10 protein-coding genes are annotated in these 14,294 nt (G+C 45.4%); all 10 read right to left on the minus strand.

The genetic code is table 11. The features are described 5' to 3' along the window. Window positions 1–30: 30 nt before the first annotated feature. The 10 genes from pyk to G344_RS0101335 all read right to left on the minus strand — a co-directional run bounded on the left by pyk (window position 31) and on the right by G344_RS0101335 (window position 13,964). The gene (pyk, locus tag G344_RS0101290) at window positions 31–1,782 is read right to left on the minus strand and encodes a pyruvate kinase (RefSeq protein ID WP_028254608.1); all 1,752 of its coding nucleotides are present in this window, start codon (window positions 1,780–1,782) and stop codon (window positions 31–33) included. Window positions 1,783–1,830: 48 nt separating this feature from the next. After that, a complete protein-coding gene (locus tag G344_RS0101295) occupies window positions 1,831–5,253 on the minus strand; it encodes a DNA polymerase III subunit alpha (RefSeq protein WP_028254609.1) in 3,423 nt (1,140 codons plus the stop codon). Between the two features lie 80 nt (window positions 5,254–5,333). Continuing rightward, window positions 5,334–6,101, minus strand: coding sequence for a M48 family metallopeptidase (locus tag G344_RS0101300; RefSeq protein WP_038154679.1), 768 nt, complete (start codon window positions 6,099–6,101; stop codon window positions 5,334–5,336). Between the two features lie 253 nt (window positions 6,102–6,354). Continuing rightward, window positions 6,355–8,166 (minus strand): translational GTPase TypA, encoded by a 1,812-nt coding sequence (typA, locus tag G344_RS0101305; RefSeq protein WP_028254611.1) that lies wholly within the window; start codon window positions 8,164–8,166, stop codon window positions 6,355–6,357. 186 nt (window positions 8,167–8,352) lie between these two features. Further along, the gene (locus tag G344_RS0101310; protein ID WP_028254612.1) at window positions 8,353–8,796 is read right to left on the minus strand and encodes a cupin domain-containing protein; all 444 of its coding nucleotides are present in this window, start codon (window positions 8,794–8,796) and stop codon (window positions 8,353–8,355) included. A 140-nt stretch (window positions 8,797–8,936) separates the two neighbouring features. Continuing rightward, window positions 8,937–9,242, minus strand: a complete 306-nt coding sequence (locus tag G344_RS0101315; protein ID WP_028254613.1) for a heavy-metal-associated domain-containing protein — start codon at window positions 9,240–9,242, stop codon at window positions 8,937–8,939. A gap of 24 nt (window positions 9,243–9,266) precedes the next feature. Next, a complete protein-coding gene (locus G344_RS12190; protein ID WP_028254614.1) occupies window positions 9,267–9,518 on the minus strand; it encodes a twin-arginine translocase TatA/TatE family subunit in 252 nt (83 codons plus the stop codon). A gap of 69 nt (window positions 9,519–9,587) precedes the next feature. Further along, the gene (gene pgl / locus G344_RS0101325; RefSeq protein ID WP_028254615.1) at window positions 9,588–10,340 is read right to left on the minus strand and encodes a 6-phosphogluconolactonase; all 753 of its coding nucleotides are present in this window, start codon (window positions 10,338–10,340) and stop codon (window positions 9,588–9,590) included. After that, window positions 10,325–11,863 (minus strand): glucose-6-phosphate dehydrogenase, encoded by a 1,539-nt coding sequence (gene zwf, locus G344_RS0101330; protein WP_028254616.1) that lies wholly within the window; start codon window positions 11,861–11,863, stop codon window positions 10,325–10,327. The genes pgl and zwf overlap by 16 nt, the downstream gene beginning before the upstream one ends. Before the next feature lie 262 nt (window positions 11,864–12,125). Continuing rightward, a complete protein-coding gene (locus G344_RS0101335; RefSeq protein ID WP_028254617.1) occupies window positions 12,126–13,964 on the minus strand; it encodes a carbon starvation CstA family protein in 1,839 nt (612 codons plus the stop codon). Between the last annotated feature and the right edge of the window lie 330 nt (window positions 13,965–14,294).

Below are 14,294 nucleotides of genomic sequence, written 5' to 3' on the forward strand. Positions count from 1 at the left end.
TATCTATATGTAGGACTTGAACTAAAATACCTAACGTGCGTTAGCAATTCCTTCGTATACTTTTCCCCGCGGTCCGTCAACGGTAACAACCATACCGTTCTTCAATACGCGTTCCGCATCATCTACACCAAGAATAACGGGAATTCCAAAGTTAATGCCGGCAATAGCCGTCGTCGATGTGTAGCCATCTTCTGCCGAAATGATGGCACCGGCACGTTTGGCAAGCGGCATAAGCTCCGGTTCCAACGTACGAACAACGAGAATATCACCATCGCGGAACATGCTTTGTGCTTCGCTTGCATTATACGCCAAGCATACATGGCCGGTAGCCGCCCCTTTACCAACACCGTTTCCTGACAAGACCGCCTGTCCGACTACATGAACACGAATCATATTGGTTGTACCCGATTCACCGGACGGTACGCCGGCAGTAATCACGACCAAATCCCCCGGCTCGATATGTCCTTCTGCCAAAGAAGCACTGATGGAACTATACACCATCTCATCTGAATTACTGTGCGCTGCTCCGTGTACTGCTTCTACACCCCAATATAATTGTAATCGCCGAATCGTTTCTTCATGCGGCGTAACCGCCAAAATTTTAGCAGACGGTCGATTACGCGAAATACTCATCGCTGTTTTACCGCTTTCCGTACATGTAATAATGGCTGCTGCCTCTAAGGCTTTGGCTACATTTACCGTCGCCGTACTGATGGCATCCGTCGTTTGTGCTTCAGAAATTTGAAGACTGTGATCAGCCCCACAATACAAAGCAGATTGCTCCGTCACTCGCGCAATACGTGCCATCGTAGCCACCGCTTCTACCGGATATTTACCGCCAGCCGTTTCACCGGAAAGCATAACCGCATCGGTACCATCCAAAATGGCATTGGCAACGTCACTGGCTTCCGCTCTTGTAGGTCGTGGATTCTGCGTCATAGACTCCAACATCTGCGTTGCTGTAATAACCGGCTTTGCCGCATGATTACACTTGGCGATCATCATCTTCTGTAGCACCGGTACTTCCTCTGCCGGAATTTCCACACCAAGATCCCCACGAGCTACCATAAGACCGTCGGACATTTTCAGAATATCATCCAAATTGGTAAGGCCTTCTTCATTTTCAATCTTGGAAATTATCTTAATGTCCTTACCTTCCTCTTCCAGAACTCGGCGGATTGCTACCACATCAGTGCCGCGCTGCATAAAGGAGGCCGCCACATAGTCTACCCCTTGTTCACAGCCAAAGCGCAAATCCGCAACATCACTGTCCGACACAGGCGGTAAGCTAAGGGCTACACCCGGCACAGCTACGCGTTTACGATCACTCATAGGCCCGCTGTTCATGATAGTTGTGTGTATTTCCGTTCCTTCAATGGCATCCACGGTAAGCGTTACCAAACCATCGGACAGAAGAATGCGACTACCTACTTTCACATCATCCACTAAACCTTTGTGATTTACGGAGCAAATAGTAGCATCCCCCTCTATATCACGCATAGTCAAGGTAAAGGGCTTGCCGGCTTCCAATTGTACTTTCCCATTCTTAAAATGTCCCAACCGAATTTCCGGTCCCTTAGTATCCAGCATAATTGCAACTGGAATTCCCGTAATTTTTGATGCATCTCGCACCGCTTGCATACGCGCAGCATGCTCTTCATAACTGCCATGAGAAAAATTAAAGCGTGCCACATTCATACCTGCGCGAAGCATTGCTTCCAATACGCCCGGTGCATCTGTACTGGGCCCTATGGTACATACAATCTTTGTCTTTTTATCCATCACTTACACCTCTTTACCAATCGCACGTTATGTCTTATATTGGCTTCATTATACTATGTTACCTTGCACTATTTCTACGCTTTGAGGACCTAAAATTTCCTCTATTTTACGGCAAATACTTGTTCCCGGTGTAAAATAATAGGCTTTATCCACAGCCATACGCTTGCGCTGGCGATGCAAATAAAATGCTACCGGCACCTCCCCATCGGCCGAGATAAGCAGGTCCTTTAATTTAGTGCTAGCTTCTGCTGTATCATAACCGGGGCGAATATGCAACACCACGCCTTTCGCCCGACTGTAGTCAATCTTCAAAGGAGCCACGGATTCAGCAATAATCTGTACGCCTTTTTCGTCAGCATCAATACGCCCTTCAACGCGCACCGCCATGTCTACAGCCATACAATATTGATCCCGCCGATACACCTGCGGAAAGGTAACAATATCCGCCGTTCCCGAAAAATCTTCTACTTGAATAATCGACATCACTTCATTGCGTCGCGTCATACGATCTACCTTATTGACAATGAGCCCGCCGACGGTAACCTTCGTTCCATCATAACGCTCTGCTTCTTCCCGCAAACGCCCCAATTCAAATAAACCTTTCATCTCTTCGGCAAATGCATTCAACGGATGACCGGTAATATAAAAACCGGTATAATCCTTCTCATCACGCAGTTTTTCCTCTTCGGATAAATCTTCCAACACCGGCGCCGTAATCTCTTCTACCGCCGTCTCTTCTCCAAACAGACTAACCGCACCGCGCGCATTTTCCTTTTGCAAGCGCTGCCCCATGCTTTGCGCACGTTCATGAATAGCTAATAGTTGATTCCTATTTTCCCGAAAGCTGTCCATAGCACCACAGCGAATTAAACTTTCCAACAGCTTACGATTCACCACTCTGGCTTCCACCCGTTTGCAAAAATCAACTAAGGATGTATACACTCCACCCTTACGTCGCTCCGCAATAAGCGCTTCAATAGCATTTTCTCCGACGTGTTTAATACCGCCCAAACCAAATCGTATCGCATTATTTTGTACGGCAAATGTGCGTTCACTATAATTAATGTCCGGCCCCAACACAGACACACCATGCTTTTTGCATTCATTAATATAAAAAGAAATTTTATCACCGTTGGACATAAAGCTAGACATAGTAGCCGCCATAAATTCCGGGAAATAATGCGCCTTCAAGTAGGCCGTTTGATACGCAATATACGCATACGCCGCACTATGCGATTTATTAAAGCCATAACCGGCAAAGTACACCAGCAAATCAAATACTTCATTGGCAATATCTTCATCAATCTGATTTTTGATAGCGCCTTCAATAAAGGACTCACGTTGCGCTTTTAAGACGGCTTCCTTCTTCTTCCCCATAGCACGACGCATCAAATCCGCTTGTCCCAGCGAAAAGCCGCCCATGGCCGACGCAATCTGCATAACTTGTTCCTGATACAAAATAACACCGAAAGTATCTTTTAAGATGGGTTCCAACAAAGGATGAAGATAGGTAACTTCCTTCTCACCGTGACGGCGTTTAATAAAATCCTCTACCATACCGCTTCCCAACGGTCCGGGTCGATACAGCGCTACCAAAGGAATTAAATCTTCAAAATGTGTCGGTCGTAAGTCCATAACCAGTTTTGTAATCCCTTCCGACTCCAGCTGGAACACGCCGGCTGTTTCACCGCGACGAAGCATAGCACAGGCAGCCTCATCATCTAAAGGAATTGCATTCAAATCAATACTTTCTCCGCGGTTAGCCTTGATAAGCTCCAATGCATCGTTCATTACCGTCAAGGTGCGCAAACCCAAAAAGTCCATCTTCAATAGACCCAGCTCTTCTACATTATCCTTGTCGTATTGAGTAACAACACCATCTTCACCGGAATTTTGTACCGGTACATGATCATCCAAGGGATCAGCAGAAATTACCACCCCTGCCGCATGCGTGGAGGAGTTCCTGGCAATTCCTTCTAGTTTTAGCCCCAAGTCGAATAATTCCTTAACCGCCGGATTAGTCGCATATAACTCTTTCAATTCTTTGCCTGCCAACGCTTTGGTTAAGGTAATCCCCAACTCATTAGGTATCATCTTGGCAATGCGATTCACTTCCGCCAATGGCATATCTATAACGCGACCAACATCACGAATGACTGCACGAGCCGCTTCCGTTCCAAAAGTTATAATCTGTGCCACCCGCGCTTGCCCATATCTGCGCGTTACATACTCGATAGCTTTGCCTCGCTTTTCATAGCAAAAATCGATATCAATATCAGGCATACTTACGCGTTCCGGATTTAAAAATCGTTCAAAGAGAAGGTCATACTTTAATGGGTCGAGTCCGGTAATTCCCAATAAATATGCCACTACCGAACCGGCCGCACTGCCACGCCCCGGGCCAACAAGAATATCATGTTCCCGCGCATATCGCACATAGTCCCATACAATGAGAAAGTAATCGTCAAAGCCCATCTTACCAATAACGCCTAACTCGTAATCAAGACGCTTAGCCACCTCCGGCGTCATCGTACCGTACAAGCGCGGCACCTCGGCTTCACATATCTTTCGCAAATACGTGGCCGCCGTTTCCCCTTCCGGCACATCAAAGTGGGGCAAATGATGCTCATCAAAATTAAATTCTACATTACATCGCTCCGCAATAGCCAGTGTATTATCCAAGGCCTCCGGTACATGGCTAAAGAGGGCTGCCATTTCATCGCCACTCTTTAAATAAAATTCATCATTAGGAAATTTCAAACGATTTTCCTCATCCCGTTTACGCCCGGTGGCAATGCAAACCTTTATATCCTGTGCTTCCGCATCTTCCTTCAATACGTAATGAAAATCATTGGAGCATACCAATCCTACGCCGTATTCCTTAGCCAATGCAATCAACGCCTCTTGTGCCCTCAGCTCTTCCGGCAAGCCGTGATTTTGAATTTCCAAAAAGAAATTATTCTTACCATAGGTTTCGATATACCATTCCAAGGTACGCCTAGCCCCTTCCGGGTTATCCTGCAAAATCATTTGCGGGATTTCCCCTTGAATACAGGCACTGAGAGCTATAATCCCATTCTTGTAGGTACGTAGCAACTCATGATCCGCCCGTGGCTTGTAAAAAAATCCTTCCGTAGATGCTTTCGATACGATTTTTACGATATTGCGGTAGCCTTCCATCGTTTCCGCCAACAAAATTAAATGCTTCAATCGATCTCGCTTAGCTCCGCTTTCCGGTCGATCGAATCGGCTGCCGGATGTCACATATACCTCGCAGCCGATAATCGGTTTAATCCCCGCCTTCTTTGCCTCTTTATAAAAATAAACGGCACCGTACATATTCCCGTGATCCGTTACGGCCAATGCCGGCATCTCAAGCTCCTTAGCCCTCGCCACTAACTCCGGCAATCGGCTGATACCGTCAGTTAAACTATATTCCGTATGTCCGTGTAAATGTACAAACGGTCGCATGACATCCCTCCTCGATTCAAACTATTCGTTCTTTATTGTTTTTATCTTTTTCTAATCTATCCGTAAACAATCTATTTTTATTATAGCATAGGCTTGTTTCTAAAATAGTCATTAAGCGCTTTCTTTAGCATAGGCCACTGCGGCAACTCATGCGCCACCAATGCATGAAAGGCCGGTGAGTGATCGGCCCTCAGTAAATGTGCTGCTTCATGGACCATTACATAATAAATATATTCGTGCGGTCCTTCCAGTAATCGCGTATTCATGGTAATCCAGGGTCGCGACGGCATACATGAACCCCAGCGACTTTTCATTCGACGCATACGCAGTTCCGGCACCGGCCCTTTGTATCCCTGTTGCCGCATCGCTTCCAACACCGTCATAAGCAACGGCGGAAAAGTCTTCTTTCCCAACTCACGCCAAAAACGCTCCAATATTCGTCGCCGATGTACCTCGTCGGCATCAGCCACAACATACAACCATACCTCACCGCTTGCCGTATCGTAATAGTATCCTTCTTCTTTCGGCGCCGATACCCATTGAATCCGTAAAGTTACCGATGTGCCCAATACAGTAAAAATATCTCCGTTCCTGTATCGAAACGGATCCGGTCGTTTTATTGCCGCCATAGCCAGCTGCGCACGAGCGCGCCGAATAAAATCGGCTTCTGTAATTACAAAAGCCTCAATGCGATGTAGCGGTACCCGCGGCGCTGCCGACACCTTCACCGTTCCGTCTTTTACTACGCGCAAATTAATGCGCTTCACTGCTTTTCTTGTCAATTCAAACGTTAACTGTTCATCGTTAATACGTACCGTATGCGATGTCACAACTCCTGTACGCTTCATCAAATTCACCTCTCATCCTCGCTCTAAATCGGAGCCATTACTTAGCACACTGAACATAATCTCATCAACTAACATGCCAATGTCATCTTGTCAATACCCTATTTCTTATCCGCTCCTTTGTATTATATGGATTATGTCTTTAACTATCTATAGCACAAAGTGCGCACCAAGGGAGTCTATTCCCTTAGTGCGCACTTTACATTCGCCATCATACCAAGAGCCTTTTTCAACTCCTGCCATCATGTTCTTTTTATCAGCGACCGGATTTAGCAGCCTTAGCACGAGCAGCACGATCAAGGATGGTCTTGCGCATGCGAATACTCTTCGGCGTAACTTCTACGAGTTCATCATCGTTAATCCATTCCAATGCCTGTTCCAAGCTGAAGATACGCGGCGGTACCAAGCGAACAGCTTCATCGGAGGAGCTGGAACGCATATTGGTAACGTGTTTCTTCTTACATGGATTCACATCCATATCCATTTCGCGCGCATTTTCACCAATGATGCGACCGGTATATACCGGTTCATTCGGTCCCACGAAGAGAGTACCGCGATCCTGTACAGAGTTCAAGCCATACGGTGTTGTTTCACCATCTTCAAAGGCTACCAAAGCACCCCGCGTACGACCCGGGATTTCACCTTTGAACGGTGCATAACCATGGAATACATGGTTCATGATACCGTTACCTTTGGTGCTGGTCAAGAACTGTGCGCGGAAACCGATAAGGCCGCGCGCCGGAATAATAAATTCCATGCGAAGATAACCGGCCAATTCATTCATATTAATTAATTCAGCCTTGCGTGCACCGAGGTTTTCCATAACCGTTCCCATAAATTCCTGCGGTACATCAATAGTCAAGTGTTCCAATGGTTCGCACAACTGATCGTTGATGCGTTTATAAATTACACGCGGCTTCCCTACCTGTAATTCATAACCTTCGCGACGCATAGTTTCGATGAGTACAGCCAAGTGAAGCTCACCACGACCGGATACTTTGAAAGCATCCGGAGATTCGGTTTCTTCTACTTTCATAGATACATTCGTCTGTACTTCTTTAAACAAACGATCGCGTAAGTGACGGCTGGTTACAAATTCCCCTTCGCGACCGGCAAAAGGCGAGTTATTGACGGAGAACACCATGGACAATGTCGGTTCATCAATGGAGATTGACGGCAATGCTTCCGGATTTTCTACGTCCGCTACCGTTTCACCGATGTTAATATCTTCAATGCCAATGAATGCAATAATGTCGCCCATAGCTGCTTCATCGGTTTCTACACGATTTAATCCATTATACGTGTATACACGACCGATTTTAGCTTTTCGTGTACTTTCACCGTTCATGATAGCTACCTGCTGGCCGGTTTTCATGCGACCGCGCACAATACGACCAACAGCAATTTTACCTACATAATCATCATAGTCAAGAGTCGTTACCATGAATTGCAATGGGCCGTCGATATCACCGCTCGGCGCCGGAATTTCTTTAATCAATACCTGGAAGAGCGGATCCATATTCTTGCCTTCGTCATCCATGCTGAGTTTGGCAATACCGTCACGAGCGGATGCATAAACTACCGGGAAGTCGAGCTGATCATCATCGGCATCGAGTTCCATGAAAAGTTCCAATACTTCATCTTCCACTTCCTTAACACGCTGGTCGGGACGGTCGATTTTATTAATAACTACGATAGGCTTTAATTTCTGTTCCAATGCTTTGCGCAATACATATTTTGTCTGCGGCATCGGACCTTCAAATGCATCAACCAAAAGCAGTACGCCGTCAACCATGTTGAGTACACGTTCTACTTCACCGCCGAAATCGGCATGGCCCGGGGTATCAACGATGTTGATTTTTACATCGTTGTGCATAACTGCCGTGTTCTTGGAAAGAATGGTAATCCCTCTTTCACGTTCCAAGTCATTAGAGTCCATAACGCGTTCCGCAACCTTTTCGTTTTCACGGAAAATATGGCTCTGTTTTAACAGCGCATCCACCAAAGTTGTTTTACCATGGTCAACGTGCGCGATAATTGCTACATTACGAAGATTTTCGCGAATCATCAGTAATCCTCCTTAAGGCTATATTCCTTTTTGTTCTCTATTCCACGCTTATGCAATCTATACTTCATGTAAGATTTCAAGTGTTCAACGGTTTATTATACCACAAATTTTAGCATTTACTATAGAGGTAGCCTGTATGATATGTAGCTTTTTTGTCAAGTCATGTAGAAATCTAACGCAATCGTATCAGCAACTTTCCAAAAAGGCCTTAATATGCGGCTTAGCCATTAGTTCAGCCATTTGTGTATCATCCAATAATTTCACCTTATCACGATCTTTGTTTACCAAACATAGAAATCCTACATAATCTCCTTTATTGGCGCGAAATTGATGAATCGTATGGCTGGGGATCTCAATGAAGTCGCCTACCTTAACATCTTTTATTTCATCCCCCAACAAACATTGTCCGTGCCCGCGGAAAATCATAACCATGTGCGTGTGCTCATGGTATTCCAAGGTTGAATATCCACCAGGCTTAACTTCAAAATAACGAAACTGGCAGGGAATATCAAAAGCTCCATCAAAAAGCACCTGTCTGGTTACATCCTTAAAAGGACTGCCGTCTGCTTTGTACACCAATGTGTCTACCCCGTCCCATGTATAGTTCTTTTCATCGAATTTACGCATCATTGTACTTACACCTCTTTGCCTTCTACGGTATTCATAACATATCCATTATTCATAAAAAATACCCGTTGCTCACGCAACGGGTATCTCCTTACGGTAACCGCTGTCGCCGTCTCTGCGACATTCAATTACAATCGTATTTTCTATTTGAACAAACCTTTCAGTTTGCCTACAATGCCTCCATGAGTATGCTTGGCTTTATTAATCTCGGTGACTTCAAAGCCCGTAGCATCAATAGCGGCAGCAATCTCATCGATCGTCACCTGATGAGCATCAAAGGATACTTTAACATCCTTACTCGTAAGATCTACATCTACCGAGTTAACGCCGGCCAAACCAAGCACTGCCGTCTTTACCGTATTTTCACAGTTAGAGCACATCATTCCCGGCACTTTAAGTACCTGCTGATGAATATGTCCCGAACTTTCACATCCACATTCTTTACACATAGCCAAACCTCCTCTATGCTTTTGTTACGCTTCCTTGGACGAATCCGATACTTCTTTATGACGCTTATCATTTTTAGCGCCTGCTTCCACGTCAATCGTTTCCGCCGCATCGACTGCCTTAGGCTCTTCTTTTTTCTTCTCGCCGCCCATGGCACCTTTGAACTCATTGATACTCTTACCGATCGCCTTCCCGACCTCCGGCAATTTACCCGGTCCAAATACCACGAGAGCAATCACCAATACCAAAATTAACTCTTGTGTACCGAAATTGAACATATATATCACCCCATATAGTTAACAAAGGACACTATATATGTATAGTGTATCACGATTACTTCCAAAATACTAGTTGCCCGCCGAAGCAGCCTCATCCACGTACCACTCCACGGTATCTTGCGTCAATACCGCTCCGGGCAATACACGACCGATTCGATCCTGCCACGATTCGTCCGCATAGTCGCGTCGTTGCCGGAAGACGCGAGCCAGTGCCGCTGCCTTTGAATCTCCTACAACCGTAAACCACACATGCTTTGCCGATGTCAACAGCGGGAAGGTCATCGTCACCCGATTCCATACTTTGCCATCCTTAACAGCAACCACTATATGATCCTGTTCTTGCAGCACCGATGATTTAGGAAACAGGGATGCCGTATGCCCATCGTCACCAAGACCCAACAAGACTAAATCCAGTTCCATTTTTTCGCAAGCATTCAATACCGTGCGTACTTCCTTTTCATAAGCAGCGGCTGCTTCTTCCACAGTGCCGTTATTGGTCGGTACCGGGTAAAAGTGACAAGAACATCCCAAGTTACCAAAGAGACGTTCCTTAGCACGATGGAAATTATTATCCGGATCACTATGCGGTACAAACCGTTCATCAACCCATAAGAAATAAATATTTTCCCAATCTACTTTCTTTCGGTATTCCTCGGTATTCAACAATTCGAACAACGCATTCGGCGTCGTACCGCCGGAAATTGCCACTACACATGTTTCCGTTTGCTTAATGCACTCTGTTGTAAACGCTACAAACGCATCGGCTACCGCCTTAGCTACGTCCTCTGCCGTAGCATAGCGGTGAATCAAATCTTCCGCCATTGCAACGTGCCTCCCTCCAGAATTTCGTTGGCTTCCTTCGGTCCTTGACTAAAGGCCGGGTAAAAGCACAACGGTACCACGTCAAGATTATCTTCCCATGCACGCAACAACGGCATAAAAAGTTTCCAGGATGCTTCCACCGTATCGTTGCGAACAAACAATGTTTGATCACCTAAGAGGCCATCTAAAATCAAGCGCTCATAGGCATCGGGAATGTCCTCACCATGCATAAAATCACTATACGAAAAATTCATATCCAATGTATTAACGCACAATTTCGAGCCCGGTGATTTTACTTCCAGCGATAAGCCCATTCCCTCATGAGGCTGCATGCGCAACAATAACACATTCTGCGAAAAATCTTTAGGCCTGATAGGCTTGAAAATAGAATGGGGTATAGGTCGGAAGGTAATAGCTATCTCACTGGACTTACGCGGCAATCGCTTACCGGTACGCATGTAAAACGGCACACCGCGCCAACGCCAATTATCGATAAATAACTTGAGTGCTACATATGTTTCCGTATTGGATTTCGGATTGACACCGTCCTCCTTGCGATACCCCGGTGCCGGTCGCTCCGGATCTACGGATTCCACATATTGCCCCCGTACGGCAATAGTTGCTAAGTCTTGCCCGCGCAACGGACGTATAGACGAAATCAGTTTCGCAATCTCATCGCGATAGGCATCGGCTTCAAATACCGCCGGTGGCTCCATGGCAATAAGAGACAACATCTGAATCATATGGTTTTGGAACATGTCGCGCAACGCTCCGGCATTGTCGTAGTACCCGGCGCGTTTCTCTACGCCCAACTCTTCAGCTACCGTAATTTCCACCTTTTCAATATACGTATGATTCCACAACGGTTCGAAAATCGCATTGGCAAAGCGCAACATCAAAATATTTTGAACGGTTTCCTTCCCCATATAATGATCAATACGATAAATCTGTGACTCTTTAATATATTTTTTCAATGCCCGGTCTAACTCGACAGCACTTTCTAAATCATGACCAAACGGTTTTTCAATGATAACACGAGCCCACGATTTTTCTTCTGCAAGCATACCGTGTTCAGCCAGGCCACGTACAATAGGCTCAAACATAGTCGGCGGCATGGCCAAATAGAAAAGGGCATTTCCCTCTGTACCATGAACCTCGCTTACACGAACCAATTCTGCTTGTAACCGTTCAAAGGTATCCGGCTCCGTATACTGCCCGGCTACGTAGGAAAAGCGTGCCAAAAACGATGCATCTTGTTCCGTCGGCGTAGCATCACCGATTACAGCTTGCTGCACCTCACGGCGAAACTCCTCATGAGACATTTCCGTACGAGCCACGCCGATTACTGCAAAGCCGTCCGGTAACAATCCGCGACGAAACAACGCATACACAGCAGGTAATAATTTTCGTTTTGTCAAATCACCGGAGGCTCCAAAGATAACCATGGCTCCGGCGCCCGGTGCTGATTCGATACACAGCTGTTCCCGGCAATTATATGAAACTGTCATAGGTTTTGCACTCATAGCAGTTGCTCCTCTTCTTTCTGATTATATGCCTACTCTAGCACAAAATCACGATAACTGCAATAATGGGTATCACTTACGGCCGTCCATACGGCCGTATCTTGAAATACCAACTGCCCACCGGTCTATTCAAGACTTTTTCCGATGAAGTTTATGCCATTAATATATAAACAACCGCTCCGACTCATTATGAGTCGGAGCGGTTATGTATCTAACTATCATGTAAACAATGTATCAAACCGAGTAGGAGCTACCAAAACTTCTATTTGATATCGACTTGAACATTACCGTATTTTTTAAGACTTTCGGCTTCTTGTTCAGCCTGTGTCTTATAGTTTTGCGGAATTTTTGCCAAGCGAATCCAGCTGCGAACAGCTTCTACCAATACGATGACAATCATCAGGAACATAACAACACTGAAAGCAACCAATGTCCATTTACCGGCCGGAATGTAGCTGTAGAATACGTTTTCATAATCTGCTGCAATCGCAATGATAGCCATGAAGAAACAAGGAACGCCTGTTACCCAAGCATACCGTTTGTGTCCGAGACGCATGATAACCGTAGTACCTACGGCCAAAGTCATGGTGCCGAGCAACTGATTGGATACACCAAACAGGGGCCAAATAATACCGATATTACCTTGTAATACGAGATAGCCCCACATGAGGCAAATCAATGCGGCACAACCATATACGCCCGGTGCCCAGTTAACATTTTCAAGCGGTTTGTAAAAACGGCCTAATAATTCTTGTAACAAATAACGACCTACACGAGTACCGGCATCGATCAAAGTCATAATAAACAATGCTTCGAACATGATACAGAAATGGTACCAATACCCCATGAGGTGATCCATATTTGGCAGGCGAGAGAAAATATGAGCCATACCGACAGCCAAGGAAACGGCGCCGCCGGGGCGATGCATCAAATCTTCACCTACCATCTGAGACAACGCCGGCAATTCATGAACTTGAAGGCCCAACGCCTTGAAGGATTCAACGGTAGAGTTAATAGCAAAATAATCATCGGGATGTAATGCAGTCGCTGCAATTAAAGCCATCATAGCGATGAAAGCTTCCGTAAGCATAGCGCCGTAGCCGATAGGCAAGATTTCTTTTTCATTAGTAATCATCTTAGGGGTTGTACCTGTAGCAATTACTGTGTGGAATCCGGACAGCGCACCGCAAGCGATGGTAATGAATATGAAGGGGAATACGGAACCTTTAAGAACAGGACCGCCACCATAAATGTACGGCGTAACAGCCGGCATTTGAATAATCGGCATAACAATAATGATACCTAAAGCCAAAGCACCGATAGTACCGATTTTTAAATATGTGGACAAATAATCACGCGGTGCCAAGAGCAACCAAACCGGTAAGGCCGCTGCAAAGAAGCCATACACAGCCAACATAATTTCAATAGTTTCTAAATCATAGAGGAACCAGCTTGCATAAGGGGACGCAGCTACTTGCGGTCCGTAAATAATAGCCGCAAAGATAAGTACCACACCAATAACCGTAGCTTCCTGAATTTTGCCGGGACGTAACCAACGCAGATAGATGCCGACAAAAATAGCGATCGGAATCGTCATACTAACAGAGAAGAATCCCCATGCAGAATTATGAAGCGCATTGGCAACGACTACCGCCATCCCCGCCAAGGTGATAATTAAAAGGAATAAAGTAGCAAGCATAGCCCCAATACTGGCCAAGTTGGATATTTCTTCCTTTGCAATATCGGCAATAGACTTGCCATCATAGCGAATCGATGCGAACAAGATAACCATATCATGAACGGCACCAGCTACGACCGACCCAATCAATATCCACAACAACCCCGGCAAATAACCGAACTGCGCCGCAATAACAGGACCAACCAAAGGACCTGCACCGGCAATCGCCGCAAAATGGTGACCGAATGTTACCCACTTGTTAGTCGGCACATAGTCATGACCGTCATTATGAACAACGGACGGAGTCGGACGAAATTGGTCCAACACCAATACCTTGGCTGCCAGGAAGGCCCCATAATAGCGATACGCTAAAATGAGGATGCACGCCGAGGCAATTACGATATACAACCCATTCATTTCCATAAAAAAACACCTCCAACGTTTAACAACATTGAAAGTGACGACTCACATAAAATAATAAGAACTGATGAATACTACGGCCTCACACACAATGTTGTTACCCTATAAAAATTCTACGCTCTCATTATAAAACGTCTACTTAGAGTGTCAATTATCATTTGCGAATAATGCAATTATAATACTACATTTCATCATTAAAATACACCGTATCCCACTGATCAAAGTATCTCTAGTTTCAGTTATAATCAATTATTTTACTATACTATGCCTTTGATGCATAAGAAAATTCAACTGTAATGAAAATTCCTTAATATAACAAAAAACCCAGTAGCT

The organism is Veillonella magna DSM 19857 (assembly GCF_000428745.1).
Classification (GTDB): Bacteria; Bacillota; Negativicutes; order Veillonellales; family Veillonellaceae; genus Veillonella_A; species Veillonella_A magna.

Excerpts from the sequence above, each read along its gene's own strand:
- G344_RS0101300 (WP_038154679.1), bottom strand. The coding sequence starts at position 6,101 with ATGAAGCGTACAGGAGTTGTGACATCGCATACGGTACGTATTAACGAT.
- typA (WP_028254611.1), bottom strand. The coding sequence starts at position 8,166 with ATGATTCGCGAAAATCTTCGTAATGTAGCAATTATCGCGCACGTTGAC.
- G344_RS0101335 (WP_028254617.1), bottom strand. The coding sequence starts at position 13,964 with ATGGAAATGAATGGGTTGTATATCGTAATTGCCTCGGCGTGCATCCTC.
- G344_RS0101295 (WP_028254609.1), bottom strand. The coding sequence starts at position 5,253 with ATGCGACCGTTTGTACATTTACACGGACATACGGAATATAGTTTAACT.
- zwf (WP_028254616.1), bottom strand. The coding sequence starts at position 11,863 with ATGAGTGCAAAACCTATGACAGTTTCATATAATTGCCGGGAACAGCTG.
- G344_RS0101310 (WP_028254612.1), bottom strand. The coding sequence starts at position 8,796 with ATGATGCGTAAATTCGATGAAAAGAACTATACATGGGACGGGGTAGAC.
- pyk (WP_028254608.1), bottom strand. The coding sequence starts at position 1,782 with ATGGATAAAAAGACAAAGATTGTATGTACCATAGGGCCCAGTACAGAT.
- G344_RS12190 (WP_028254614.1), bottom strand. The coding sequence starts at position 9,518 with ATGTTCAATTTCGGTACACAAGAGTTAATTTTGGTATTGGTGATTGCT.
- G344_RS0101315 (WP_028254613.1), bottom strand. The coding sequence starts at position 9,242 with ATGTGTAAAGAATGTGGATGTGAAAGTTCGGGACATATTCATCAGCAG.
- pgl (WP_028254615.1), bottom strand. The coding sequence starts at position 10,340 with ATGGCGGAAGATTTGATTCACCGCTATGCTACGGCAGAGGACGTAGCT.